25 protein-coding genes and 1 tRNA gene are annotated in these 25,976 nt (G+C 33.0%); 8 read left to right on the top strand and 18 right to left on the bottom strand.

The annotated features are described in order from the left end of the window. Nucleotides 1–64 precede the first annotated feature (64 nt). On the bottom strand, nt 65–1,948 hold the full coding sequence (locus TX86_RS10770) for a XylR N-terminal domain-containing protein (RefSeq protein ID WP_042348739.1): 1,884 nt from the start codon (nt 1,946–1,948) through the stop codon (nt 65–67). Nucleotides 1,949–2,446: 498 nt separating this feature from the next. On the opposite strand from TX86_RS10770, the gene TX86_RS10775 reads away from it, so the two are divergent. Further along, a complete protein-coding gene (locus TX86_RS10775; protein ID WP_042348741.1) occupies nt 2,447–3,649 on the top strand; it encodes an FAD-dependent monooxygenase in 1,203 nt (400 codons plus the stop codon). 48 nt (nt 3,650–3,697) lie between these two features. Here the strand turns inward: TX86_RS10775 and TX86_RS10780 are convergent, their stop codons facing one another. The 6 genes from TX86_RS10780 to TX86_RS10805 form a co-directional block, all read right to left on the bottom strand. Beyond that, a complete protein-coding gene (locus tag TX86_RS10780; protein WP_042348742.1) occupies nt 3,698–6,811 on the bottom strand; it encodes an AAA family ATPase in 3,114 nt (1,037 codons plus the stop codon). A 1-nt stretch (nt 6,812) separates the two neighbouring features. Then, a complete protein-coding gene (locus TX86_RS10785; RefSeq protein ID WP_042348744.1) occupies nt 6,813–7,955 on the bottom strand; it encodes an exonuclease SbcCD subunit D in 1,143 nt (380 codons plus the stop codon). Between the two features lie 450 nt (nt 7,956–8,405). Then, complete coding sequence (efeB, locus tag TX86_RS10790; protein ID WP_042348745.1) at nt 8,406–9,650, bottom strand: iron uptake transporter deferrochelatase/peroxidase subunit; 1,245 nt, start codon at nt 9,648–9,650, stop codon at nt 8,406–8,408. Nucleotides 9,651–9,662: 12 nt separating this feature from the next. Beyond that, the gene (gene efeO, locus TX86_RS10795) at nt 9,663–10,838 is read right to left on the bottom strand and encodes an iron uptake system protein EfeO (protein WP_042348747.1); all 1,176 of its coding nucleotides are present in this window, start codon (nt 10,836–10,838) and stop codon (nt 9,663–9,665) included. Beyond that, nucleotides 10,835–12,313, bottom strand: coding sequence for an FTR1 family iron permease (locus tag TX86_RS10800; protein ID WP_230203611.1), 1,479 nt, complete (start codon nt 12,311–12,313; stop codon nt 10,835–10,837). Before TX86_RS10800 ends, efeO begins: the two co-directional genes overlap by 4 nt. Before the next feature lie 364 nt (nt 12,314–12,677). Beyond that, nucleotides 12,678–13,106 (bottom strand): DUF2621 family protein, encoded by a 429-nt coding sequence (locus tag TX86_RS10805; RefSeq protein ID WP_042348749.1) that lies wholly within the window; start codon nt 13,104–13,106, stop codon nt 12,678–12,680. A gap of 204 nt (nt 13,107–13,310) precedes the next feature. Between TX86_RS10805 and TX86_RS26705 the strand changes: the two genes are divergently transcribed. Further along, a tRNA-Sec gene (locus TX86_RS26705) sits at nt 13,311–13,407 on the top strand. 101 nt (nt 13,408–13,508) lie between these two features. Here TX86_RS26705 and TX86_RS10810 read toward each other — a convergent pair. The 3 genes from TX86_RS10810 to TX86_RS10820 form a co-directional block, all read right to left on the bottom strand. Then, nucleotides 13,509–13,997, bottom strand: a complete 489-nt coding sequence (locus TX86_RS10810; protein ID WP_042348750.1) for a CcdC family protein — start codon at nt 13,995–13,997, stop codon at nt 13,509–13,511. Between the two features lie 179 nt (nt 13,998–14,176). Beyond that, nucleotides 14,177–14,536: a response regulator gene (locus TX86_RS10815; RefSeq protein WP_042348751.1), complete on the bottom strand. Its 360-nt coding sequence runs from the start codon at nt 14,534–14,536 to the stop codon at nt 14,177–14,179. Nucleotides 14,537–14,734: 198 nt separating this feature from the next. Then, nucleotides 14,735–15,445: a cytochrome c biogenesis CcdA family protein gene (locus TX86_RS10820; RefSeq protein ID WP_042348752.1), complete on the bottom strand. Its 711-nt coding sequence runs from the start codon at nt 15,443–15,445 to the stop codon at nt 14,735–14,737. A gap of 224 nt (nt 15,446–15,669) precedes the next feature. Between TX86_RS10820 and TX86_RS26275 the strand changes: the two genes are divergently transcribed. Beyond that, entirely contained in the window at nt 15,670–15,819 is a 150-nt protein-coding gene (locus tag TX86_RS26275; RefSeq protein WP_081707635.1) for an aspartyl-phosphate phosphatase Spo0E family protein, read from the top strand. A gap of 291 nt (nt 15,820–16,110) precedes the next feature. On the opposite strand, the gene TX86_RS10825 is transcribed toward TX86_RS26275, so the two are convergent. After that, nucleotides 16,111–16,959 carry a prohibitin family protein gene (locus TX86_RS10825; RefSeq protein WP_042348753.1) on the bottom strand — a complete coding sequence of 283 codons (849 nt, stop codon included), beginning with the start codon at nt 16,957–16,959 and terminating at the stop codon, nt 16,111–16,113. Beyond that, nucleotides 16,928–17,098 (bottom strand): DUF8570 family protein, encoded by a 171-nt coding sequence (locus TX86_RS27025; protein ID WP_195892890.1) that lies wholly within the window; start codon nt 17,096–17,098, stop codon nt 16,928–16,930. Before TX86_RS27025 ends, TX86_RS10825 begins: the two co-directional genes overlap by 32 nt. 509 nt (nt 17,099–17,607) lie before the next feature. Between TX86_RS27025 and TX86_RS10830 the strand changes: the two genes are divergently transcribed. The 3 genes from TX86_RS10830 to TX86_RS10840 all read left to right on the top strand — a co-directional run bounded on the left by TX86_RS10830 (nt 17,608) and on the right by TX86_RS10840 (nt 19,329). Next, nucleotides 17,608–18,234 (top strand): MBL fold metallo-hydrolase, encoded by a 627-nt coding sequence (locus TX86_RS10830; protein ID WP_042350405.1) that lies wholly within the window; start codon nt 17,608–17,610, stop codon nt 18,232–18,234. Between the two features lie 174 nt (nt 18,235–18,408). Then, nucleotides 18,409–18,750: a hypothetical protein gene (locus tag TX86_RS10835; protein ID WP_042348754.1), complete on the top strand. Its 342-nt coding sequence runs from the start codon at nt 18,409–18,411 to the stop codon at nt 18,748–18,750. Nucleotides 18,751–19,080: 330 nt separating this feature from the next. Then, nucleotides 19,081–19,329, top strand: coding sequence for a hypothetical protein (locus TX86_RS10840; protein ID WP_042348755.1), 249 nt, complete (start codon nt 19,081–19,083; stop codon nt 19,327–19,329). 368 nt (nt 19,330–19,697) lie between these two features. Here the strand turns inward: TX86_RS10840 and TX86_RS10845 are convergent, their stop codons facing one another. The 5 genes from TX86_RS10845 to TX86_RS10860 all read right to left on the bottom strand — a co-directional run bounded on the left by TX86_RS10845 (nt 19,698) and on the right by TX86_RS10860 (nt 22,916). Further along, a complete protein-coding gene (locus TX86_RS10845; protein WP_042348757.1) occupies nt 19,698–19,889 on the bottom strand; it encodes a hypothetical protein in 192 nt (63 codons plus the stop codon). A gap of 163 nt (nt 19,890–20,052) precedes the next feature. Next, nucleotides 20,053–21,360 (bottom strand): penicillin-binding transpeptidase domain-containing protein, encoded by a 1,308-nt coding sequence (locus TX86_RS10850; RefSeq protein WP_052343639.1) that lies wholly within the window; start codon nt 21,358–21,360, stop codon nt 20,053–20,055. A gap of 125 nt (nt 21,361–21,485) precedes the next feature. After that, a complete protein-coding gene (locus tag TX86_RS27450) occupies nt 21,486–21,617 on the bottom strand; it encodes a helix-turn-helix domain-containing protein (RefSeq protein ID WP_268258250.1) in 132 nt (43 codons plus the stop codon). Beyond that, nucleotides 21,607–22,137: a sigma-70 family RNA polymerase sigma factor gene (locus TX86_RS10855; RefSeq protein WP_439096761.1), complete on the bottom strand. Its 531-nt coding sequence runs from the start codon at nt 22,135–22,137 to the stop codon at nt 21,607–21,609. The genes TX86_RS27450 and TX86_RS10855 overlap by 11 nt, the downstream gene beginning before the upstream one ends. A 395-nt stretch (nt 22,138–22,532) precedes the next feature. Further along, nucleotides 22,533–22,916: a winged helix-turn-helix transcriptional regulator gene (locus tag TX86_RS10860; RefSeq protein ID WP_042348760.1), complete on the bottom strand. Its 384-nt coding sequence runs from the start codon at nt 22,914–22,916 to the stop codon at nt 22,533–22,535. Nucleotides 22,917–23,052: 136 nt separating this feature from the next. Here TX86_RS10860 and TX86_RS10865 point away from each other — a divergent pair, with 136 nt between their 5' ends. Next, entirely contained in the window at nt 23,053–23,922 is an 870-nt protein-coding gene (locus TX86_RS10865; protein ID WP_042348761.1) for an SDR family oxidoreductase, read from the top strand. Between the two features lie 141 nt (nt 23,923–24,063). Here TX86_RS10865 and TX86_RS10870 read toward each other — a convergent pair whose 3' ends face one another. After that, nucleotides 24,064–24,369, bottom strand: a complete 306-nt coding sequence (locus tag TX86_RS10870; protein WP_042348762.1) for a hypothetical protein — start codon at nt 24,367–24,369, stop codon at nt 24,064–24,066. Between the two features lie 398 nt (nt 24,370–24,767). Here TX86_RS10870 and TX86_RS10875 point away from each other — a divergent pair, with 398 nt between their 5' ends. Further along, nucleotides 24,768–24,881 carry an excalibur calcium-binding domain-containing protein gene (locus TX86_RS10875; protein WP_230203658.1) on the top strand — a complete coding sequence of 38 codons (114 nt, stop codon included), beginning with the start codon at nt 24,768–24,770 and terminating at the stop codon, nt 24,879–24,881. Nucleotides 24,882–25,976 lie beyond the last annotated feature (1,095 nt).

The raw sequence follows: 25,976 nt of genomic DNA on the forward strand, positions 1-25,976 counted from the left end.
AGATTTATGGGAAGTACCCATCAAATCCGCAGCTGCTTTTCAAAAATAACTTATATATTCTAATTTATTCTATTTCTAATTCTCCTAATGCGATCAAGGCTTCCAATATTAGAAACAGCTGGTGACTATCTTTAGGATCACGGAGATCTCTGTTAATGACAGATTCTATTTTTTGTAACCGGTATAATAATCCACTCATGGATAACGAGAGATCTCTCATCGTCTGCTCTAATCTTCCACCATTCGACAAAAAAACATAAAGTGTTTTAATAAGCTTGATATTAGGGGATTCATCATCATAAATGGGCCCCAATAATAGCTTTGCCATTGATTTAACTTCACTTTCATTTGTTGACTTAATCAATACCCCTACAACACCCAAGTCGTCATAAGAGACAGCTTTCTTCGTTGTAGTCATTCTTAGTGCTAATACTGCTTCATCATGATATTGGGAAACATTTTCGATTTGTTTACCTTCTGAGCTAATCCCGATTTTAATTATACAATTTTTAAATATTTTTTCTAAATTTTTAGATAATTCTTTGAATATTTTAATTATGTCATTTTTTTTAACAACATCATTATTAACTAAAAAAACTACATTCCCCTCACGTTGGCCAATCAATACGTCATGATTTCGTTCTTTAAAAAACAGTAAGGCTGTTTCTAATATTTGTTCATAAAGTAGAAATTCATCATTCATATGATTTAATTGTTTATGGTGATAACCTAATACAATAATACGAAATGGTTTTGCAAGATCAATATTAACGTATATTCCTCGCTTAAGAATTTCTTTTCGCAATAAGTATTGTTTATTTAATAATTGCTCCAGAAAATTCCCTTTCATCCTTTCGAATGATTCAAAGCTTGTCTTCTCGTTCAAAAGAAATAAAGAAACAGCATTAGCGACCCTTTCAAGTATCAAAAAATCATTTTCCCGATATAAATTTTCACCTTCAATATAGATTAAAGTACTGTAACCAATGATTTGTTTTCTTACAATAACTGGTGCAATAAGACGTTTTTGTTGCTCTGTACTGATTACCGCGTTCCTTTCTAAAGAATTTAATTCATAGCCAGCACCGTTAAATAAAGATTCGGGTGATTTCTGTATACGCCCCTTAAAGTCCTGTTCCAACTTCATAAAATCTTCCTCTGTTAATCCCGAGTATGCAAGTGTTCGAAAATTCAAATCATAGATCATGCAAGGGATATCTGATATCTCATGTACGATATCGGTAATATTTTGTAGATTATTGCCATCTATAATTTCTTCCGTTAGCCTTTTATGAATATACGATACTTTCGTAATAAAGTTGCGCTGTTCAAGAAGTTGTTCGTATGTATATTCTAGTTCTTTAACAATTGGAGTTTCGTGATAATATTCCAACTCTTCTTCGATTTCATCTTCCCAAGAATCTTGTGATTTTAGAACCCATTCACATTTATCGTCACCCCTTCCGACACATGAGACTTCTTTTGCTATAACCGGATGATTACATACCGTTGTTAAATATCCATTTAAATAACCAACATTCATATGACAAACTTGTGTTTCAGAAATACCGAGACGCTTAATGTGTTCTTCTGCTTCATAAGACCCTATCCATGTCCCTTTCCCTTTAACACATTTGATCATTTGATCAGACCCAAATTCAAAATCCGCCTCATATACTATGCTTTTTATATATCCGTTCAGATGGTGATAAACAGGTCCCTGTTTCAGCAATGCCTCTAATGAAGATCCATTTGCTATTTCTTTTTTCGCATCACTGGTTCCCATTTCCCATCCATACCGTAGCAAAAAGCCTTTCATTCTTTTCATACCTATATTATTAATAAGTTCTTTTCTTAAAATTCCGAATGCAGAGGAATAGATGGATAACATACGATCCTTCTGCTGTAATTGAGGACTGTCCGATTGACCTGAAACTTCAATAATCATTGTAAGAACATCCTTTCACTATTTTTTATAAACCAATTTCAATTCGTCGAAACTCCATCATACATTACCTGTTAGAGTTATCGAAAAAAAACAAAAATTATTCTCTAATCAAACTGCATGTTTAATGATTCAACGATATTTTTTATTTCATTCTCGCTTCTTTAGCTTATTTCCTTTCAAGTAAAGAAAAAAATTTTCTTTTGAGCTGACATATTTTATAGCATAACCGACAATCACATGACCAAAGGCTTTAACTGCTAAAGTTCCCCAGTGCTCTGCTAGTTGCTGAACATCTTACAAATAACTCTTACGCTTCTTTATCTACGTAAAGTTGAGACTAAAATCCTTCAAATGATTGTGTAATTTCATTAATAAAAAACAGAATATTTCGTTTTTATTATTGACAAACATACCACACACAAGTTAAATTTCCATTATAAAGAGATATTGTTCACTATTTGTTGAAATTTCTTTTTGTAGAATAGGAGGCCATTATTCATGACAAAAATCAGTGACATTATTGTAGTTGGTGGAGGAATCGGTGGTTTAGCCGCAGCACTTTCTATCGTACAACGAACAAACAAGTCCGTAACGGTAATAGAACAAGCTGCTGAATTTGGAGAAGTTGGCGCTGGTATTCAATTAGCACCTAATGCTCTATTTGTATTAGATCAACTAGGTGTAAAAGAAGAAATTGCAAAAGTTGCTGTATTCCCCAAACGTCTCGTTTTGAAAGATGTATATACAGCAAAAGAAGTTGCTGTTTTAGATTTAACGGAAGGCTTCCAAGAACATTTTAAACACCCATATATTGTACTTCATCGTTCTGATTTACACCGGGTATTATTCGAAGCATGTCAAAAACAAGATCGTATCCAATTTATGAACAATCAAAGCATCCAAAGTGTTCAGCAAACAGATGGGCAAGCAAGCGTTACAAACCAAAATGGTGAAATATATAGGGCTGAAGCTGTCATTGGTGCAGATGGTTTAAAATCTAACGTTCGTAAATTATTTTCAAATGATAAACCAATTTGCTCCGAATATGTGGCATATCGCGGTACGATTCCAATTGAGGAAATCACTTCAAAAGATGATGTAGCTATGGATGATGTAATCATGTGGATTGGTCCAAACCTACATTTAGTTCAATATCCTGTACGTCGTGGTGAACTTTATAATCAAGTAGTGGTTTTTAAAACATATGATTACAAACCAAATGGTGACTGGGGTACACCAGAAGAAATGGCAAAGCGTTTTAAAGGAGCACATCCATTAGTAGTGCGTGCATTAGATTTTATTTCAACACAATTCCGTTGGCCAATGTTTGACCGTTTGCCAATTGAAAATTGGACAGAAGGTAACGTGACACTATTAGGTGATGCTGCACATCCAATGTTACAATATTTAGCGCAAGGTGGTGTACAAGCACTTGAAGATGCCTATGTTCTAGGCGAAGCACTAGAAATAAAAGCAACGTACAATGAAGCTTTTAAGCACTATCAAGCTGAAAGACAGCCTCGTAGTGCAATGGTTCAAACATCAGCTCGTAAATGGGGACAAATTATTCACGCGGAAGAAGATGGTGTCACAACTTTATTGCGTGATACGATTTTTAATAACCATAAAGCCACAAACTATGAAGTAGCAGACTTTTTATACAACTACTTCAACGTTCGAAAAGGCAAAGTAAAAGCTTAACATTCAATAAAAAGAGATTGTCCAAATATGGACAACCTCTTTTCCACTCTATGATAAGACAAATCTTGTCGTACTGCCGCTTTGACTACCAATTACCTCAAGTCGAGCATCCATTCGCTCTTTTAATTCCGGAACATGTGAAATAATACCAACTAAACGACCACTACTTTGAATCTCTAAAAGCGCTTCAATAGCTTGATCTAATGACTCGGGGTCAAGCGTTCCAAACCCTTCATCAATAAACATCGTTTCTAAAGAAATGCCACCCGCATTTTGTTGAACAACTGCTGCAAGACCAAGTGCTAGTGAAAGAGACGCTTTAAAGCTCTCACCACCACTTAATGTTTTAACGTGTCGTTCCATACCAGTATATTGGTCGAATACAGTCAATTCTAATCCACTTTGAACATTTTTACGCGTTGGATCAACCTTCCTTAATAGCTGATAACGACCGCTCGTCATCTTCGTTAAACGTTCATTCGCTTCTTGCAGAATATCATCTAAGAAAGCTGCCAAAACATAACGTTCAAATGTTATTTTAAAAGGATTTTGTCCTTTAGACATATCCGCTAAATGACCTATTGTAACGTATTGCTGTTGTATTTGTTCTTGCTTTGCAATACTATTTGTTAGCTTACTAATAATTTTCTCATTTTGTTGGATTTGAAGCATTAACTCACTAATTACCGTACGTTCTCGCTTCATTTCCTCTCCTAATTGCTGTACTTGCTGTTCAATAGAAGCTATATCCGGCATTTCAACTCCTTTTAATCCCAGTTCTAAATTATTCAGTAAGTGAGTAACACGTTGAAAATCTTTTTCAAACGCTTCAATCGCTTCTTGAATTAGTAACATTTCTGCTTCCGATCGTTTCGCCTCTTTATAAGATTGATATGTCTCAAATCCTTGATTATTCATTTCTTGTTTAAACAGTTCTCTTTCTTCATCAAGTTCAATTTGTAAAGATTGCATACTATTTTCATTCGTTTCAATTGCACTTTTCAATTTTGCTTCTTCCGTTAACACTAGTTGCAATGCTACTTGCTTTTGTTCAAGAACACGCTGAAGCTCGTTTCTTTTTGAAATGGCATTCTGTAATGCCTGCTCAAATGCTCGCTCTGACCGCAGCTCCTCAGGGATTCTTTCTTCCATCCCTTCTAACCTTGTACTCAATTGAATAAATCGTTCTTTCACTTCATCTTCTTTAGCTTTTGTTTGTTTACTATTCTCATGAAGACTTTCTATTTGTTTCTTTAGTTGTTCTAACTGCGATTCTAAACTTAGTAATTCATCTTTTTCTTTTTGAAGTTGAAGCAGGGATTCTGAAGTATTTTTTAATTGTAAATTCAACTGCAAAAGTACCGTTTGAAAATCATTTCTTTCAAAGAATGATAATTTTGATTGCAGTAACTCTTCTTGTTTTTCAATACTAGTGTCTAGATTTTCAATCTGCACGTGCAAACGATACACATCTTGCTGTAACACTTGTGTTTGTTTTTCTAATTTCAAACATTTACTTTTTTGCTTCTCATGGTCTTCTTGAGAAGCCACACCTGATTTCTGTGAATGTGTAGCTGGATTAGGGTGGGATGTCGATCCACAAACAGCACATGGCTGTCCTTCTCGTAATTCAGTCGCCAAAAGCAAAGCATGAGACTGAAATAAAGCAGCTTCCATTTCCATCAATACATTTTTTTCTTTTTGGAACGTTTCTTCCATTACATTCAATTCTAATTGCTTCTCATTATGAGCTTTTCGAACTTGAATGATTTCAGCATTTGTATCCTTAAATTCTTTTAATAACTGCAACGTCGCTTCCAGTTTCTCATGCTCATGCAAGGTTTCACCGTATAGAACAGCTGATTTTTGTGCTTCAGAGATTCGCCCTTCGATTTGTTTCAACAGCTGCTCTGTTTGCTCTGACTTCTTTTCAAGGGCAATGCAGTTTGCTTTTTCCTCTTGCCAATTCCTTTCGAGAGTCGCTACTTCTTTTTGAAAACTTGCAAATGTAAGTACATCTTTTTGTAGATCTTGTAAGCTAATTACTGTAGCTGCTGCTTCTTCTCTTTCTGAAGTTTTATTGGCTTCAATTGTATAAGCTTCTTGACACTGTAGCTTTCTTTTTTCAAGTACATTTGCTTCTTGTTTTAAAGAATCAACTCTCCCTTTTGTTTCAGTTAACCTTTTTCCAACACGTAAATAAGAATGCTCTTGTTTCTCTAGATTGCTTGCTTTTTGAGCTGCCTGCAATTCTATTTTCTGATTAGCAATTGTTTCTTTTTTACCTTCTAAGCTTTGCTTTTCTTGTGTGTATTTATTTTTCTCTTCAAATTTAACAAGCAGTTCTTTTCCATGAAAAATTTCTTTTTGTAATGCTTTTTCCCACGCTTCTTTTAACTTATATTCATTTTGAAGCTTTTCTGTCTCTTCTTTACCCCTTTCCATTTCTTCTTCAAGAAGTTCAACAATACGCTGTGGTGCTTCATTCTTTATATCATCTTGATTCCATTCAATACTTGAAATAAGTGTATTTATTTCCATTTGAATAAGTTCTTCTTCTTTTTTAATCGTGCTCGCTTCTTCTTTTAACTTTTCTTCAATTTTTTTGTAAATTTGTGTGTGAAACAGTTTTTGAAGAATAACTTCTTTATCTTTACTTTCAGAAACAAGTAGCTTCTTAAAATCACCTTGTGGAATCATCAAGATCTGCTTAAATTGCGTCGCATCTAAACCGATAATTTCTTTGATTTTTTCATCTACATCTCTAACATTTGCCGCCAGAATTTCCTTACCATCTTTCGTAATCTCATACAATTCAGCTTTCGCATTAGAGGTCGTAAAGCCTTCTCCGGACTTCTTCTTTCTATCCTGCATAGGAGATCGCCAAATATAATATGTTTTATCTCTTAGTTGGAACTTCAATGACACTTCAGTTGTCATATCAGCATCAGCAAAATGACTTCTTAAATCAGTTCCATTACGCTCTTCTCCACTTGCTTTTCCATAAATCGCGAAACTGATTCCGTCAAAAATTGTCGTTTTACCTGCTCCTGTTTTTCCTGAAATGACGAACATATTGCGATTGCCTAATTTCGTGAAATCAATTTCCTCTTTAGCAGCATAAGGACCAAAGGCCTGCAATATTAATTGTAGTGGTCTCATCTTACATCTCCACCTCTTTTTTCACTGAATCAATAATTCGCTTCATAATATCATGCTTCTGTTCATCAAATTTCCGCTCTGTCATTTGCTCATAGAAGCTTTCAAACAATTGTAATTCAGATTTATTTTCACCTTTTGCTACTGTATAACTTTGCTTATTTTTTAAATCCGTTACATCCCATTTTCGTTCCAGATGTAAAACAAACGGATATACTTGTCGAAGTCTATGAATAGGATCAAGAATTGTACCTTCATCCAATAGTGTTATCTTTAAGAAATCCTGTGTATTCTGTTGTTTATAAAATTCTGGATCCATCAAGTCATTGAAAAAACCTGTTAATTCCCGCATGTCTTGCTTCGGTATTAACGGACGTCTTTTCAAAGTAAAAGTCCCATCTGATTTCATTTCAACAATGTTGATTGATTTGTTCTGATTAACTTCAGAAAACGAATACTTCATCAATGAACCTGAATAATGAATTGTTGGATGTTTAATAGCATCTGGGCTATGGAGATGACCAAGTGCAGTATAAGAAAAAGGTGTATATAATTCACTTGCAACACAGCCCGAACCTCCAACTGAAAGTGTACGCTCCGAGTCTGATGTTTCTCCTCCAATAACAAAAGAATGACCGACTAACACATTTGGTTCATCTTTATCTAGCTTTTCTTCAATTCTAGCTATTACTGCGGCCATTGCATCTTGATGTGAATGAATAGATTCATCATTGTATAATTGTCTAATTACCCCTGGTTCAACATAAGGAACACAATAAAAATTAACTCCCTTAATTTTTATTGGTTGAATATCTTCCTCAATTTTCCCTTGAATATAAAGATCGCTATGCTTATACCAAGACGTACCGAACGATAAGCGTTCCGCACTATCATGATTACCTGCAATAGCGACTAGTGGTATTTTCATTGTAATATTTATATGAAATAATACTTCGTCTAGTAATTCAACTGCTTCTGTAGATGGAACAGAACGATCGTATAAATCCCCAGCAATGACTATTGCATCTGGCTGCTCTTCCTCTACTATTTTCACAAATTCTTGGAGAATATATCTTTGGTTTTCAGTCATGTAAATACCATGCACTATTTTCCCTAGATGCCAATCGGCCGTATGTATGAATTTCACATTCATCCCTCATTTCTAGTTCTTGCTCCCCCATATTATAGCAGATTGTTAAGAAAAACCGTCACCGGTCTTTTTTGATTGATGTTTACGCTCCTTGATTTACTCCCAATCAAAAAAGAGCTATGCGGCAGAAATAAGACGAGCTGTTCTTGAAAACCCGCACTTGGTTTTCAAAACAGGTTGGCTTATTTCAGAGCATAGCAGGTGTAAGATTGGACACCACACAAAATTATATACCCTCTTAAATTAAGAAAAACCAGCACCGATCCTTTTGAATTTAGAATTTGCTTCTTGTTATAGCTTTTAATCAATAAGGAGACATGCGCAAGGCTAGACGAACTGTTCTTGAAAACCCGCTTTTAGTTTTCAAAACAGAACGGCTTATGACCGAGCATGGCAGATGGAAGATTAGCCAAAAGAAAAACTGCCTCAGCTGAGACAGTTCCATAATTAAGATTCAAAAAGCCGCTGTGCTACATACTCTCCTTTTTTAATACCGCCAGGACAAGCAAACATAGCACTACCAATATGTTTAATATATTCATTCATCATATCTATTTGTGATAATTTCTTTAACATCGGAACAAACTGCTTATCTGGATTACGTTGGAAACAAATAAACATAAGTCCGGCATCCATATTGCCCGTTACTTGATCCATACCATCCATATAAGAATAGGCACGTCGAAGAATTCGCTGACCGGTTTCTTTTGCAATCCTAGTATGGGAAACATTCGGAAGCTGGGACGTATCCACTTCATCATGCTCCCCTACACTTCCATAGGCTGCTCCACTGCTCTTCTTTCGTCCGAATGTATCTTCTTGCGCTTTAAGAGAAGTACGATCCCACATTTCTAAGAACATTTGAATTTTTCGGCAAGCCATATAGGTGCCAGCCTTCATCCACTCCGGCTCATTGTCACCAGCCCAAACCATTTCTTGTAATGATTTTTGATCATCTGCAGATGGATTCGCGGTACCATCCTTAAAGCCAAATAAATTTCTAGGTGTTTTTCCGCCGTCTGGTACATTAATAAAGCCTTGTTGCATCCAATGAACAAGTGCTGTTCCAGATGCTGCTCTTATCAAATTACGTATTGAATGAAAAGCCACTTGTTGACTATCCGCACATACTTGAATACAAAGATCTCCTCCAACCAAATGTTCTTGCAATACTTCACCATTGGTAGCTGGTATATCTTTTAAATATTTTGGTTTGTGCTTGGCTACGCCATATCGGTCGACACCATCTTTCATAAAGAAGGATGGTCCGAATCCAAATGTAATCGTTAATCGTGAAGGAGTTAAATCTTCTGATTCACCAGTATCTGTTGGCGATTGAAAGTCATTAACTGTATCATCGTCTTTTACTTTACCTTTACTTAATATATTACTTAAGCTAGTCCAATCTTTTAAAAGGTTAATAACATCTTTTCTATCATTCGTCATTAAATTGAATGAAGCAATGTACATATTTGTTTGCTGCGGAGTAATAATTCCCGCTTGATGTTCTCCATAAAAAGGTACAATAAGTTCCTCATCATTTACTTTAGAAACTGTAGACTTTGAAAATCCGCCTTCTGAAAGAGCAGTTACAGCCCCTAAACCGCTTGCTCCTATAGCTACCCCTGCTCCAGCAACAGCTGAAAGCTTTAATAATTCGCGTCTTGTAATTTTTCTAGAGGAATCCGCCATCATAAATCCTCCTTATTGTAATATCTTCGCTGTTTGTCCCATTAATTCAGCTAATACAGCTAGCTTTTGACTGATGTCACGAACTTGATCCTTTGTTAACTCTGTATAAAGAACATATTGACCATTTTTTTTATATTGTTGCAACGTATCCGTTAACACAGTGAACTGTGCATCTAGTTTATTTCCTAATTCACGATTATTTTCATTTAATGCAGGAAGAATTGCAAAGTACACAGCTTGAGAACCTTCTACATTCGCCGCTAAGTCCATTAAATCAACGTGAGAATAGCGCTCTTCTTCTCCAGTTATTTTCGAAATAGCTGCTTCATTGATTAATTCCATTGCTCCAGCCACTACTGTTGTTGGACGTAATTTTAGTTCTTTTACTTGTTTTTCTAACTCTAAAATATTAGCATCTAATTGGTCTGCCACTGCAGCCATAGGCTCTAATGGTTCATTCATCCATAGTGCTTTCTCAATTTTATGGAAGCCACCCCATTCAGCCTCGTCAACATCGCCTTCACGTGCATCGATTTTCGGATCAAGGTCACCAAAGCTTTCTGCAACTGGCTCAACTCGTTCATAATGAACACGTGACTCAATATAATATTGTTTTGCTTTTTCTACATCTTTTGCTCTCACAGCATCTGTAAATAGTTTAGTAGAAGCAACTAGTGCTGTAATTTCCTCATTAACATACTTCTCATATTGTCCAACAGCTTGATTTAAAATATCAGATGTTTTCTCTTCTGTTTCTTTAGCACTTGCTAACTTCGTTAGTGAAGCATCTAGCTGTCCAGCTAATTCTTGTAATTTCTTTTGATCTGGCGCGCCACCAGTAGCTCCGATATATAATGGCTGCATATACTTTTCTACTTCTGTATAAAGTAATGGGAATGTTTCACGAATGCCATTTTCTTTTTTCAACCATTCGCTATTTAACTCTTTCCCTAGTTTTTCGATTTCTACTTTATCGTTCTTATCAATTGCTGCTGTTAAATTTTGCAACGATTTTTGAAGTGATTCAGCAATAGTTTTTACCCCGTTATCTTTTTCTACTGTCGCTGTTTCTTTTGGCTTATCACTTGTTGTCTTTTCTGAAGAATCATTATTACATCCCGCTAAAGCAGGTACTGCTAATAGTGATGACATTAATACGATTTTTAACCCTTTGTTTGCAATTTTCATGAAATTGTTCCCCCAATTTTCTGTTCAATACGACTTTGTTTAACACGTTTATAAATAACAACTCCAATAGCAATTGCAAAAATCGCTACTTGAGGTATTGTACTATACCAAGATGGATATACACCTAAAAGTGAAATTGTTGGTATGCTCTCATTGACAGTTGAATCAATTAGCCCGGAAAGTTGTAAGCTATGAATTCCAGAGCCCATAAACTTAATACACATATAGAATACGATTAAACTTGATACAACGAAAAACGGTTTTAATGGTAGATATGCTCCTACTTTTAACATCAATATAGCAATAATAATCAAAATACTAAATCCTAAAGCTATTCCTAACAACAACTTTTCCATTGGCATCCGATTAACCATACCAATTAAGAAAATAACTGTTTCCATACCTTCTCTTAATATCGCTAAAAATGCTAAAGCCGCAAAGGAAAACATTTTCCCCTTACTAAGTGCCATTTCTGTTCGATCTTTAATAAAACTATTCCACTGTTTCACATTTGAATTACGATGTAGCCAATAACTTACATATAGAAGCATTAGACTAGCTAGAACACCTGACCATCCATTAATTAAGAAATTATTTTGTCCAAATGAAATAGACGTTAAAATATATGAAACTACTACTCCAATTAATATACTGACCAGTAATCCAAGTAACGTCCCGCCCCATATCCATCGACGACCTTTTTGAACGTTTGCTTTTTTTACAACAGTTAGTAAAGCACCTACCACTAGCAGTGCCTCTACACCTTCTCGTATAGGAATTAATGCAGCATCCCATATACCATAGGAATCTTTCTGTAATGGTTCTAAATCAACAATTAATGTATCAATAGTCTTTATAGCTTTTGAAATCTTGCTTTCATCTTCAACATAGGCAGCTAACAACACTAATGATTTCTCAGCGTTGTTATACACGCTTTGTGATTGCGTGACAACATCACCTTCAACGCTAAGCCACTCATTTGTTAATTGTTGGACTTGAAGTTTACCCGTTGCCAAATCATTCTTCTTAAGCGATTCTTTTGTATCCTTTAGTAACGTAATATAAGAAGATAAACTTTTTTCTTCTATTTTATTAGGGTTTGTATTTAATGTCCCCTCGCTATATTTGTTCATAATCTCTATTAATTCATTACAGTTTTCAATAGATTTTTCTTTTTCTTCATTTAATAAAGATAGCGATAATTGAGCCATTTCCGATTCCACCATTTGTAACGATTCTGGTGAATCTTCTCTAATATCTCCCTTTACTTTCGTCCATTCTACTTTAAAATCACGGAAAAGTTGATCTGCAGCTTCTATATCATTCTGTTGCAACTGCTCTTGAACATCTTTTAAACTAGTTACCAAATTCTTCGCTGATTCTTTCACATCGTCTTTTGCATAAGCTGTTAAATGGACACTTGAGAAAAGGATAATTAATAATGACAAGCACATATAAATTATTTTTCTATACAAATTCATTCACTCCAAACTGGCATATAACTCTTCAAATAAAAAAACACACAGAAGGTAATTGTTACACCAGAACAAAAATTTAAATATTCAGTTTCTTACTTCAACAATCTTTATAATTTCATTTCTTCTTTAACAAAATTGTTATAATTAAATGATAACGATTATCAAAATCACTATTAAAGATTAGTACAAATTCAATGAAAATTCAACCATTTTTTCTTACTATTAGCTAATTTTTATCTCACTATATATTTACCCTTTATTATCCAAGCATTTATTGTTATAGCGATAAAATAAATACGCCTCTAAAAAAGCTTCATTCAAACGTCAAAAGACATTCAAATGAAGCCATTTTCTATTTTCATTAATCAAATAAATGCTGATAAATTTGAATATCAATTTTATTTTCCAGCAACTTCTTACGCAAGAATTTATGATCGCGCTTAGGGCTTGCTATTATGTATCCTCTTATTATTAGGTCTTCATCTATAAGCTTAGCTTTCTCTTGCAACGCAAGCTCACCAATTTTCCCTGCGATTTTTTGTCTAGCAACATCTCGGAATAACTCAGGTACTGGGCTTACTAAATCATCCAATAACTCTTTAGTATCCTTGGTCCATAACGTTCCTGTTTCTTTCACATAATACTCTTCCCAATCCATATCTGACAAGCCATCTTGCTTCGGGATTCTTTTTAAGAATTTTCTGAACATAAAAAATCCACCGATAGCAAAAGATCCTAGTAGCACTACAACCCATAATAAAATAAACCATAAAAACCAGCCACTCAACATAGATATAACCTCCTGTTCCCCTTCCACTATATCAATACTATTATAATAAAGTAGCTTATTTTATAGCAAGATTTTACCCTCAAAATGGTAAAGTTAGAAGATTAAGGAGATACTTATTTAATATTGATAAATTTGTGAAGAAAATAAGAAAAATCATGTTGTCATTAGTGAACATTCTTTGTATAATAAGAAACGTTGTCACACGGGGTTGGAAGGGACACTGGTGTGCCCCGTGATCTTCAAAATCATCTGAGAGATGCGTGTCATCTCTGGTGGGTTCGATTCCCACACAGTCCCGCCATAAAATCCTAAAAGTTATTAAATTATTTCCCAAAGAGTACTGACCTCTATATCGCCATTTAGAGGTCAGTATTTTTCGTTACATAGAAAAAAGCACCCAACTTAGGGTGCTTTAACGATTGCCGTATTTAACATTGTATTTTGTAGTCTTTTATACTGTACATACATCGCTACACGCCATGGAACAATCATTCCAAACGCAAGAATCCAAAACATACCGCTTAGTTGACCAACATCAATAGTACTACTTAATACCAGTTTACCAACTAAGCGTATGATTACTAAACCAATTAAAATAAATGCAAACGCCTTTGATCGTTTTAAGTAAATATCATTATCTCGAATTTCAAAAGTAGACGTTTTAATTAAAAAGATTGAAAAAAACATCCCCACACATAGTGCTTCTAATATTTCTGCTGAGGTAACTCGGAAGAAAGGAAAAAGAAACATAAGCGCTCCCGTACTCATAAAAATAGGTGGTAATATTATTTTTTTGCTACTAACAGGTTTACTCGAAGCTTTCATTCTAATAAATAAAACACCCAAAGCCATTAATATAGCTATTCCCGTTGAAATATAAATCAAATCCATCAGTCCTTTTCATGGGATTGCAAAAGCTAACTACATTTATTGTATACAACTGTTGCTTATTCATCTATAAATGTACACCTAGTTGTAAGACATTTTTCGTATGAATTTGCTTTATTATATTACCAATTTTTACATTGAAAATCAAAAGACCTGTTCGAAATGAACAGGTTTTTTCTATTTTATCTTAAAATACGATTAATTGCATCATTTACTCTCATTTCATCAAACGGCTTAATAATAAAATCTTTTGCTCCAGCTTCGATGGCTTCTACCACCATTTTCTGTTGTCCCATAGCAGAACACATAATTATTTTCGCTTCCGGATTATCTTGTTTTATGATTTTTACCGCTTCAAGTCCACTCATTACCGGCATTGTGATATCCATAGTAACTATATCGGGTTGGTGTTCGTTATACAGTTCAACAGCTTGTTGACCATTTTCACCTTCCCCGACGATTTCATGATTTGCTTTTACCAAGATACTAGATAAAGTTAATCGCATAAACTTCGCATCATCTACAATCAAAATTCTAGCCAATGTTGGACCTCCTACCTATAAAAACGGGTTTTCCTATTTCCCTTTATAGAAAACTTATATAAATCAGCATTAACTAAAATCCGTTTACTATTACAATATCTTCTAACTAGTATACTATAAAAAACTCAGATTCTAGAAAAAATTTCAAAAAAATTAAATATACTTTTCACTTATTGTAATGTATACAAAACGAACGCATTAGAATCCTGTCCAACCATTAAAAAAAGTATTAGTTACAAAGGAAGAAATGCCTGTCATCATATCAAAATAGAGGACCACAGCCATTACAATCATGATATATCCACCGCTTTTCAAAATGAATACATTATGCTTCTTAATCCATTGCATTTTCCCAATAAAAAAAGAAAGAATGAAGAAAGGAATTGCAAAACCAAGTATATATGCAATCATATACATCATAGCAGAGTCAGGGTTTGATACACCCATAGCTAAGACAACTGATAGAATAGGACCTGTACATGGCGTCCATCCAGCTGCAAATGCAAGCCCAACTAATATAGAGCCTAAATAACCACTTGGTCGACTTTTCAATTGAAATTTATGATCTTTCATTAAAAATTGGGGCTTGAAAATACCTACAATCACTAGACCGAAAAATAGGATTAAAATCGCTCCTATTTGTCTAATTAAATCTTCATAGTTTTTAAAGAATTGTCCTAAAAACGACGTACCAAATCCTAATGCGATAAAAATGATGGAAAAACCTATTAAGAAACACAATGTATGTAGCATACTTCTTCTTTGCAGCATTGCATTTTCTGATTTAATTTCTCCAACACTCATTCCAGTAATATATGATAAAAATGCAGGATATAGCGGAAGACAACAAGGTGAAATAAAACTCAAGAATCCAGCTCCAAAAGCAAGAAAAATATTAACCTCTGACAATGGTGCAACCTCCTAACATACTATCTTATATAACTATATTATCAAAAATAGGTTATTTTAGGGAAAAATTATTATTGAATTTTATTTGACAGAATATTCAATTAACAATGAAAGTAAATGTTTGAATTTATTTCCACGAAAAGTTATACTATTAAAAGGGAAAATTACATTTTTTACTAGTTACATATACCTATAATCAATTATTTTCGAAAGGATTATCTACTGTGTCAAATCAAGAATTATTGCAACAAATTGAAAATAAGCGTAAAGAACTATTTCAAATCGTCTCTGAATACGGTTTAAACAGTTCAACAACGCTTGAACATAGCCAAGAACTCGATTGTTTGTTAAATGAATATAATAATAGTTTCTAAGTTAATAGTTTCTATTTTTAACTTTATCAAATTTACTTTTAAACGTCTTATAAAAAATATTATATATACATTTTTTTCTTTTACATAAAGTCAGATGAATTGGTCGATAAAAATAGAGGCGTCTCAAAAGCGATTTTCAATTACTTTTGGGACGCCTCTTAACAATTTTATAATTTAACTTCGTTTGTTAGAACCTCTGTTAGGATGTGGCTTATTTTTATCGTAAAATGAGCCACACCTCCATACATTACTAAGAAATATTTCTAATAGAACCCTTTTGACAATCTCAATTTACTTTGTAGCTGAAGTTGTCGTATCATCAATAGGAATTTGAATTAATTGGTTAGATCCTGTCGCCTTAGGCATTTTACCATCCCATTTTTCAATCCATTTGTTCTGAATTACTTGTGGAGATATTGATTTTTTAATAATTTCATTATAATTAGCAATACCTTGTGCTTCTATTCTTTTCTTTTCTGCTTCTGCTTTCGCAATGTTTAATTCAATTTGTTTTCTTTCTAGCTCCTGTGCAGCTTCTACACGCTTATTAATCGCTGCTTGTGTAGATTCATCTGGCTTTGGAACACCAAGAGTTAAATTATCTACAACAAATCCAATTCTACCAATGTCATCAGAAAAGATTTTTTGTACATCTAAAGCTGCTTCAGAAGATTTCTCTCCATACGTGTCAATAACAGAGAACTTAGCAATTCCCTTACGTCCTGCATCCCATAATCTAGTACGTAAATATGATTCTTCAATTTGCTCGACTTCAATTGGACCAAACTTGTTAAAAACATCTACTACTTTATCAGGCTGAATGCTATATGTATAAGCAAAATCAATTGTTACGTTTTTCCCATCAGAAGTTGCAACTTGAATATCCTTATAATTAACCGTTTGCATTCTTACAGGATACTTTGTTACCTTATCGAACAGTCCAACTAAGTGCCAACCTTGCCCTAATGTTTTCTCCTGAACACCACCATTTGGACTATAAACTACGCCCACGTAACCATTTGGAATCTTTTCAATAAATAACGATACTACAGCTACTCCGACAACTAAAACTAAAGCTACAATAATTCCACCTAATACTTTACGACTTTTACCTTTTTTCATCGCTGTCACGTTTTCCATCTTCGTCATCTTCCTCCTTTAATTTTTCTTTTAATTTGTAGGCTGTATCTCCAACTTGCTTAAATGATGGAGACATTATTAACCAAATGCCAATACCTAAAAAGAATATGACAATAATCGAACCTATAATTACCTTCATCTGGTTCCCTCCTACTTATTACCAACCTACTTTTGATGTTCTTTCATCCAATAGGAAAATTGGCTATACCATATATACGAACATAAAAGCTTACGGTTTCATAATAATCATACAATATGTAAGAAAAACCGTCACTGTTCCTTTTGGATTATTATACCAACCGCCTCATTCACATTCCAGAAGACCGTAATAGGCATAAATAAAATTAAAGAATCACCAAATATATTCATCCCTTCCCCAAAACTTATATAATGAAACTTTTATAAATTCAATCTTTCTCCCTCTCCATAAAATATGTCTAATAACTCAACTTAATGTTATTCAATAATAATTCGCTTTACCACTGAACTATACATAAACTAAAATATATTAGAATAGCATTTTTAAATATTATAATTATTCCTGATATTAGAAATCATCTAATGAGGGTTTACCTGTATCAGTGTAAAACTATTATTTAATAACATGCTTTTATTCAAAAACTTAAAAAGAAAGAAGGTTTTTGTATGATGAAATTTTATCAATTACCATTAGGATCGTATGCAGCAAACTGCTACATATTGAAAGATGAAAAAGATCAATGCATCATTATTGACCCAGGTGCAGAGGGAGAAAAATTAGTTCAATTTATTAAAAATAATGAATTGCAACCTCTAGCTATTTTATTAACTCATGCACATTCTGACCATATTGGAGCAGCAGATGAAGTTCGAGATGCATTTCAAATTCCAGCATACGTACATAAAAATGAAGAAGAATGGCTATATACACCTGCTTTAAATGGTTCCGACATGGATATACCATTTGTACAAAGAGAAGCTGAAAAGGTCATAATGAATGAATCAATATTAACTATAGGGAACTTTACATTTGATGTTCTTGAAACACCTGGTCATTCACCAGGTAGTATATCTTTTTATTTCCGTGAAGAAGGGTATTTATTTTCAGGAGATGTTTTATTTAAAAGAGGCATCGGACGCACAGATTTTATAGGAGGGAATATGGATGCATTAATGAATAGCATTCATCATAAATTATTTAAACTTCCATTAAACACAGTTGTTTTTCCTGGTCATGGTCCTCTAACATCAATAGAAGATGAAATAAAAAATAATCCGTTTTTAAAAAATATTTAAACTTTCTTTAATAGTTTCGTAATTTTTTTAGCATACTCTATTTATGATGAATCTTTTTTCAAGTATCTCCTCTTCTGAACCAGCCTTAATTGGCTGGTTTTTTGTTACTTCAATTGAAAGCCCCTATCATTTCCATAAATCACCTCATTATTCATAATGCTTTTTTAAAGTTAATTGTTAAAATTTAAACCACAAAAAGAATTTTCAAAACTTAATACTTACGAGCAATTTATATTATTTGAATTATATAGTAAACAGATAAGCTACTATTTAAGATATGAAATCAATGATGAACTTCATAAATATGATTTTAAACTAAACGGAACAACGGAACATGATCAGTATACAATGATTAGTACTTTTCCTAAAAAAGGTGCATTCATAGATGCTGAAAGAATTCTCTATAAAAATGATGAACCTCATTTATCTTCCACACTTTCCAAAAAACAATATAAGGATTTACTTATCAACAATAACTCTTCTAAAGAGAAAGAAATATTTGATTATGCTGTTTAATTTTTTAACCTGATAACAAATGGAGGAAGGTATTGTGATTCTCAAAGAGATAATAAGCTTGTTTTAAATGCTGTAACAGAAAAGTTCAATATAATGCAAAAGAGTTTGGTTTTATCTATAAAAAATACTTTCTTGGGTTATGATTATAAACTGCCTCTCTTTATGGGAGGCTTTTTTCATATAACAATCATCCTTTATCACACTATAACAAATTAAATATTCATAATAATTAAACAACAATTCATCATATTTTCATTTAATGCAATTTACATTAATATATTCATATATCATTTAGTTGTAAAATCAATTAATATAAAAGGTTGGGAATACATGTTATATATCATCATAGGCGGACTTATATTCTTTTTAATGTTTATTAAATTAGGATTCAGTGCAATTAAATGGTTCTTTTACTTATTAATCGTCTTCATTCTTTGGAAATCCGGGTTATTACTGCTTATCATTCGACTAATCGCAAGCACCCTTACATGGGTTGTAGTTAGAGCGATTGATTACTTTGATCATTTTTTTGGAGACAATGGAGTTACGTCATTTATTCAAATCATTCTTGGTAACTGATTCTATTTTACATATTTAATCACGGATAGGTTTAAAATACTTTTTCTTCTTTGGCTAATTTTTATAAAAAATTAGCTTTTTATCTTTATATTGAATATCAAATACTCAATCCTTCACTCAATTATCAATTCTTTTTAACACCTTACAACATCTCACATATGTAATCTGGGTACTATCATACATTTTCTAATTAAATCCTTCTTTTATTCTGACTTAAAGAGAAGAAGCGAACAGAAAATCGAATTCACATTCTTTCTGCCCGCTTCGTTATATAACATTATTTACCGCTATTTTAAGCTTCTTAAGGAACAACAATTCCCTTAAATGCCGTTTATATTTGAGAACTTTTTTGAGTTAGTATCGTTATTCTAATTTATCTCTGTCCATAAATCTCTTTCTCTACTTTCTTCAAGTACAGAATGGGTTCCATCTACCCACTTTTTAGCATCTTCTTTAGTCTTAAATCCATCTTGAACAGTTTCCCAATAAACATTTCCATCCCAATATTCATAAAACACCGAATACTCAGAGCCATTAAAATGTATTTGAAAATCTTTCACCTTGGACATCTCCTTATAAAGATTATTTGTCTATAATTATACTCCTAACATCTATTACCTTTATTTAATTATTCAACATAATTGTGACTTTAATTAAAAACTAACTCATTTTCTTGTATATATTGATACGCATACATAGCTGAGCTGAATTACTTTCTACTAATTATTCTTTTACATCTGCATTTTTTTCTTCACCTTCTGATAGAGGTGCTTTACTATTTCCCTTTAATTCAAAGTATTTATCCATCACTTTTCTTCCAATATCTAAATTCATAGAATGACCACTTTCCCCTTGATATGCCCAAGGAACAACAACTGCCACCGCAACTTCTGGATTATTAGCAGGTGCATAACTTACCAATGATAAGTTCATTGTGGCTAGTGGCTCATCATTGTTTTTATGAAGTGGGCCATCATAAAAAGCCGATGCTGCACCCGTTTTACCTGCAGGATTGTAGCCCGCATTTCCGAACATTGAATAACCTGTTCCGCCCTCCTCTTGCATTACTTTCTGAAATCCTTTTTGAACTCGTTCAACCATCTTAGGCTCCATATCTACTTTATTAAGAATAGTAGGAGATACTTCTTTGATAATTGCACCTAATGACGAAGCATCCTTAGCTGGCTCTCTTATTTCTTTTAAAATATGAGGTTGCAGCCTTTTTCCACCATTTGCAATTGTAGAAGCATATTGTAGTAATTGCATCGGAGTATAGGTATCATATTGACCAATTGATAAGTCTAGTAATTTACCAGGTTCCGTTCCTTTTCCTTTAAAACCTTTCATTTCATCTGATAAATCAACGCCTGTTGCAACACCTAAACCAAATTGCCCCATATAACGGCGCATTGTATCAAATGCTTCAGGATTCACTTTTAATGGTTGATTTTCACGATATTCTCCTTCTCCAATTCGAATTGCTGTATTATACATATAGACATCTGATGACTGCTTTAATGCATTCAAATCATTGATAAACCCCATATCCTTCCACGATTTCTTTGAAACTGTACCTTTTATCTTTAATGGAGTATCAAGGATTACCTGCCCAGGTTGAATTGCACCAGTTTCATAGCCTGTTAAGATTGTTGCACCCGTTATAACCGTTCCCATTGTATAAGATGTAGTTATGTTTCCTAGAGCAAAATCATGAATCTGCATCTTACCAGTCTCTTCATCTCTCACATATTGTTTACCAGCCATTGTTAAAATTTCTCCTGTGTTCGGATCCATCATTACTACAAACGCTCGGTCTAAAAGGTCAGTGTTTTCAAAAGTTTTTTTCTGAATCAATTCTTCTTCAATAATTTTCTCTACTCCGTATTGCAAATCCATGTCAACTGTTAATTTTAAATTATTACCTTTCTTAACTTCTGAGAGTACTTTTGAATCTAATGCATCGTCAAATGATACAGCCTTATCTCCGATAGCTTTACCATTAGAATCATATATCTTTCCAGATGAAATCAAAGTATTAGCCGTAACTTTTTCCTTTTCTGGTTGAATAAAACCGAACTTTTCTAACCCTAGATAACAGATGCCTAATATAAAGATGCAGGAAAAACCGAGACTTAAAATCCGTGGATACAGATTCTTTATCTTTTTATTTTTTTTGAGTTATAAATCACTTTTCTTACTTTAGACTTATTTTCTTCCCGAAAATCCAAAGTATTTAAAATAGTATTGTCCATATTTTCTTTTAAACGTTTTAACCTATCATCCATCATTTTTACCTCCCTCACCCATCATTTTTTTCAATAAAATCCTTCCCCTATGTAATCTAGATTTAATCGTTTGTATGCTAATATTCGACAAGTCAGATATTTGACCATAAGAAAAGTCCTCGTAATAATATAAAATAATAACTTCTCGATACTTAATCGGTAATGATAACACTTTTATTGATAAATCAGATTTCATCTCTAAATTCAATAGCTCTGATTCAGGAGTGTTATAATTAATTCTATTTTCCGAAAACAATTCCGTTAAAAAAATATTTCTAAAATTCCAACTTCTCAGCCTATCCTTACATAAATTCACAGTAATACGATAAATCCAAGTTTTATAAGAAGACTCGTAACGAAAATCGTCCAACTTTTGATAGCATTTAATAAAAACTTCCTGTGCGATATCCTCAGCTAATTGCTCTTTTTTAACAAAAGTGAATGCTAATCTCACAACACTTTTACCATATTGATCCATTAACATTTCGATAGTTTCTTCTTTATTCAAATGCTCCTCTTCCATATAACCCCTCTTCTTTTTCTCTAGCATCCTCCACACCCTTTCATACTTTAGACGACGCTGAAAAAGTATGGTTGCAAAATATTTTACTTATTTAATAACTTTTCATTCTCCAATAAAACAATATACATAGATATATTTCTTATTGAACTCTCTCGATAGCAACACAAGAAAAAAGCCGTCTACATGACAGCTCTGATTTTCTACTATTGCACCCTTTTGTTAGTTGAATTAGAAATGTAATTCTTACTAAAGATACTACTCAAGATAAAGTTCTCCGTTATTAGCGTAATTATTTTTTATTTTCCTGTACATTACTAAAATATGAATTTGTTCATTTATTTAATATGAACTCGACACCTTTTAACTATTGGTAATAGAAAGTTAGTACGGATTTATTAATCCTCAGATTTTTCATACCTCTCTACTTTTTTATTTAGTAAATCTTTACCCCAGACTTGCATTGCTTCTAATACAGGTATAAACTTTTTCCCCTGCACTGTTAATGAATATTCTACTTTAGGTGGAACAACTTTATAAACTTCCCTGTGTACTAGCTCGTCCTCTTCAAGTTCTCTTAATTGTCTAGTCAATATTCCTTTTGAAATACCAGGTAACATCCTCAATAATTCATTAAACCTAATAGTTTCATTTTTGCTTAAATGCCATAAAATCACGATTTTCCATCTACCTGCAATTGCATTTTGGGTAACTGTTAATGGACAAATTTCTTGCTGCATTTCTTCAGAGATTGTTTCATCTTGATAACTAAAACGTGCCATAATGCCTCCCTTTTCTCTAGGTACTATTTTTATGACTATGTTATTTAATTGTGCCTTCTTACATAAATCCTTCTTAAGAATTAGTATATGTATTATATACAAAAAATCAAAAAAGCGCCTTAGTGGAGGAGATTATATGAAAATTTTAGTAACCGGTGCAAATGGTAATTTAGGTTCAAAAATAGTTGAAAGCTTATTAGCTAAAGCATCAATAAACGATATCGTTGTGGGTGTTCGTGATGTCGATTCTGAAAAAGCAGTTCAATACAAAAAACGAGATATTGAAGTTCGTGTAACGGATTTTGAAAACCCCAAAACATTAAAATCTTCTTTTGAAGGCATTGATCGTTTATTCATTATGTCGACTTTCGGTGATTTTGAAGTAGTTATGCGTCAACACTCAAACGCTGTTGAAGCAGCAAAATTAGCTGGTGTGAAACAAATTATATATCCAAGTGTCACGCGTGCGGCAGATAATGATTTCTTTTTAGCTCAGTTGCATAGATCACGAGAAGTTGCAGTAATTGAATCAGGTATTCCATATGTGATTTTACGTAACAATTGGTACATAGAGAATGAATTAAGTACAGTTCAAGGTTGTATGCAAGGTGCTCCTTGGGTAACATCAGCAGGTGAAGGTAAAATCGGGTGGGTATACCGACCCGACCTAGCTGAAGCTTCAGCAAATGTACTAGTAGGCGAAGGTCACGAAAACAACATTTATGAGCTTTCTGGTAAAAACTTAACACAAAAACAATTTGTTAATACTTTAAGCGAAGTATTAGAGATAGAAGTAGCATTAGTCTCAGTTGATGACGCTAAGTATGAAGAGCTTTTAAAAGATACAGGTATTCCCGATTATTACTTTCCAATGTTAACAATGATGCAACAGGGTATTCGTGAAGGCGGATTAGAAGCACCAAAATCAGATTTAGAATTACTATTAAACCGGCCAGCTACATCAATTAAAGAAGCATTGACACATTTATTAATAAAAAATAGATAAAGCAAATTTCCAAACCAAAACCGGATAATTAGTTTTGTATCTTACAAAGTGCCAGTTCACATTTGGACTGGCACTTCTATAAATACCCATAACAGATTAGAATTGGTATGTTCTCTATCTAACGCTCTATTGTATACGTAGTTAATCAAAGCGTATTAGTTTTTCTTCAATTAGTACAGCTAATAGTTTACCTGCATATGCATATAAGAGATTACAGAATAGAATGAATGTACTTTTAGAATGATGATTAATCAACATACTATCTTGTGAAAAAGACTCTTGTTCTTTAGATTTCTCAGTGCTACTGTTAACTACTACATGTAATGTAATAGCTGGTTTTTCTTTTCCTTTAGAAACAGTATCTTTTGACACAACGTTTGTGCTATCTGCTTTTACTTTTAGGTAAAGCGGCTGTTGATTTTCTTTTTTCATTTTTAAGTTCGTCATTTTCTCTTCCTCCTTCTCCCAATACATCAATATAATATAATTCTTCCAATTAGATGGATTTTCCTGTTACGCATGTTTATTATTTCCTTTTTACAATAGATAATGAGTTTCTTTGTTTTTTAGATACTCATTATTTAGGTTATTTACAAATGAACTATAAAAGAAGGAAATCGCTGCATGACCGAAGGATCCAGGAAAATGTATTCTGTTTTTCTTTAAATATCATGAGAATTCTGCTTTCTTTATTCATCACCTTAATTATGTAAAAGTTGAAATAGCCTCTATCATGATACTTAAACATGAGTTCAGTTCTCATAAAAATATAGCAATTGAAGACAACAGTTATTCTGATAACGAAGAAAATGAAACCAACGATACCTATACTTATTATAATTGTGATGAAATTCGAGAAGCAGGCAGCAGGCGCAGCACCTATCTATAGAGGTGATTCAGGATATAATCCCCATTTAGATCGTAATGGTGATGACATAGGTTGCGAGCCTTTGGGATGATAAAATACTAATAAAATTTACTAAAATCCACTTTAATTAATCTAAACGTCCCTAAGTCTCTCTATTCTTTTTACATAAAATTAAGATTTTATTATTAGTTATTCAAAAAAGAAGGATGTTCACTCCTTCTAATTAACAAATTCCCTTCACTTCGTGTGGATGCTTAAATGATTTTGTAAACTCTGTTAAGCATTCTTGGCATAAATCATAAGTTCATCTTTCAAAATCATATTTACTACGGTATCCAAACTCGCATTAAATTGTTTGAAAACCCTCTGCTTTGATTTGTCTTTCACACTCATCTCCATTAAGAACCGTAGTTTCAACACATTAATTACACGTAATAGATTCCAATACCCCTACTTCTCGCTCACCAATTACCAATTTATGTATTTTAATTATTTCTCTCCATAATATGCACTAATACTATTAATCATAAAATCAAATCACATAATGTTCTATTTTTCCATTAATCAGAATAGTCGTTTCAACTATGTATGAAATCTAGTTTTTATCAAAGAAAACGTACATTTTAGAGTTATTATATTGCCAAGTACGTCATTTGCATGATTCAAAATAGTACTAACTGAATCATTAATAATACAAATAAAGAACGGCTTGTGCAGCTCTTATAAACGCAAAAATAATATTTTCGACTACACATATCATTCAAACTCTATAATTTTCATACTCTTTAACTTTCTTAGAGAATATTCTTTCTTTTTTCCAATTTCATTATAAAATTTCTTCTTCATATGTTATCAAATGGTTATGTCACCTGTTTCAGTTTGGGGATATTTGTAGGAATTATTGCAACGACAACGTGTATGAAAATTAACATTTTATATGTAAAGAAATAAGACCACCCAATAGTGGTCTCTCTAATATTTTTTATTAAAATCATAGAATTAATTTTAGTTATCTGATATTTAAATATATTTTTCTATTAATTTATTGTTTAAAGCCCTATTCTGCGAATCTAAATATGGAAATTATACTGAAAAAGACAATTAAAAGAAAGAATGAAACAGTTGGTAGATTGATAAACAAAAAGTTTTTTACCTTATACATAAGCAAGCTCCTCCATTTCTTTAT

Source organism: Bacillus massiliigorillae (genome assembly GCF_000380245.2).
GTDB lineage: Bacteria > Bacillota > Bacilli > Bacillales > DSM-1321 > Bacillus_AD > Bacillus_AD massiliigorillae.

Coding starts and splice junctions, on each gene's coding strand:
- TX86_RS10770 (WP_042348739.1), bottom strand. CDS start 1,948: ATGATTATTGAAGTTTCAGGTCAATCGGACAGTCCTCAATTACAGCAG.
- TX86_RS10775 (WP_042348741.1), top strand. CDS start 2,447: ATGACAAAAATCAGTGACATTATTGTAGTTGGTGGAGGAATCGGTGGT.
- TX86_RS10780 (WP_042348742.1), bottom strand. CDS start 6,811: ATGAGACCACTACAATTAATATTGCAGGCCTTTGGTCCTTATGCTGCT.
- efeB (WP_042348745.1), bottom strand. CDS start 9,650: ATGGCGGATTCCTCTAGAAAAATTACAAGACGCGAATTATTAAAGCTT.
- efeO (WP_042348747.1), bottom strand. CDS start 10,838: ATGAAAATTGCAAACAAAGGGTTAAAAATCGTATTAATGTCATCACTA.
- TX86_RS10805 (WP_042348749.1), bottom strand. CDS start 13,106: ATGTTGAGTGGCTGGTTTTTATGGTTTATTTTATTATGGGTTGTAGTG.
- TX86_RS10810 (WP_042348750.1), bottom strand. CDS start 13,997: ATGGATTTGATTTATATTTCAACGGGAATAGCTATATTAATGGCTTTG.
- TX86_RS10825 (WP_042348753.1), bottom strand. CDS start 16,959: ATGGAAAACGTGACAGCGATGAAAAAAGGTAAAAGTCGTAAAGTATTA.
- TX86_RS27025 (WP_195892890.1), bottom strand. CDS start 17,098: ATGAAGGTAATTATAGGTTCGATTATTGTCATATTCTTTTTAGGTATT.
- TX86_RS10830 (WP_042350405.1), top strand. CDS start 17,608: ATGAAATTTTATCAATTACCATTAGGATCGTATGCAGCAAACTGCTAC.
- TX86_RS10840 (WP_042348755.1), top strand. CDS start 19,081: ATGTTATATATCATCATAGGCGGACTTATATTCTTTTTAATGTTTATT.
- TX86_RS27450 (WP_268258250.1), bottom strand. CDS start 21,617: ATGATGGATGATAGGTTAAAACGTTTAAAAGAAAATATGGACAATACT.
- TX86_RS10855 (WP_439096761.1), bottom strand. CDS start 22,137: ATGGAAGAGGAGCATTTGAATAAAGAAGAAACTATCGAAATGTTAATG.
- TX86_RS10860 (WP_042348760.1), bottom strand. CDS start 22,916: ATGGCACGTTTTAGTTATCAAGATGAAACAATCTCTGAAGAAATGCAG.
- TX86_RS10865 (WP_042348761.1), top strand. CDS start 23,053: ATGAAAATTTTAGTAACCGGTGCAAATGGTAATTTAGGTTCAAAAATA.
- TX86_RS10870 (WP_042348762.1), bottom strand. CDS start 24,369: ATGACGAACTTAAAAATGAAAAAAGAAAATCAACAGCCGCTTTACCTA.
- TX86_RS10875 (WP_230203658.1), top strand. CDS start 24,768: ATGAAATTCGAGAAGCAGGCAGCAGGCGCAGCACCTATCTATAGAGGT.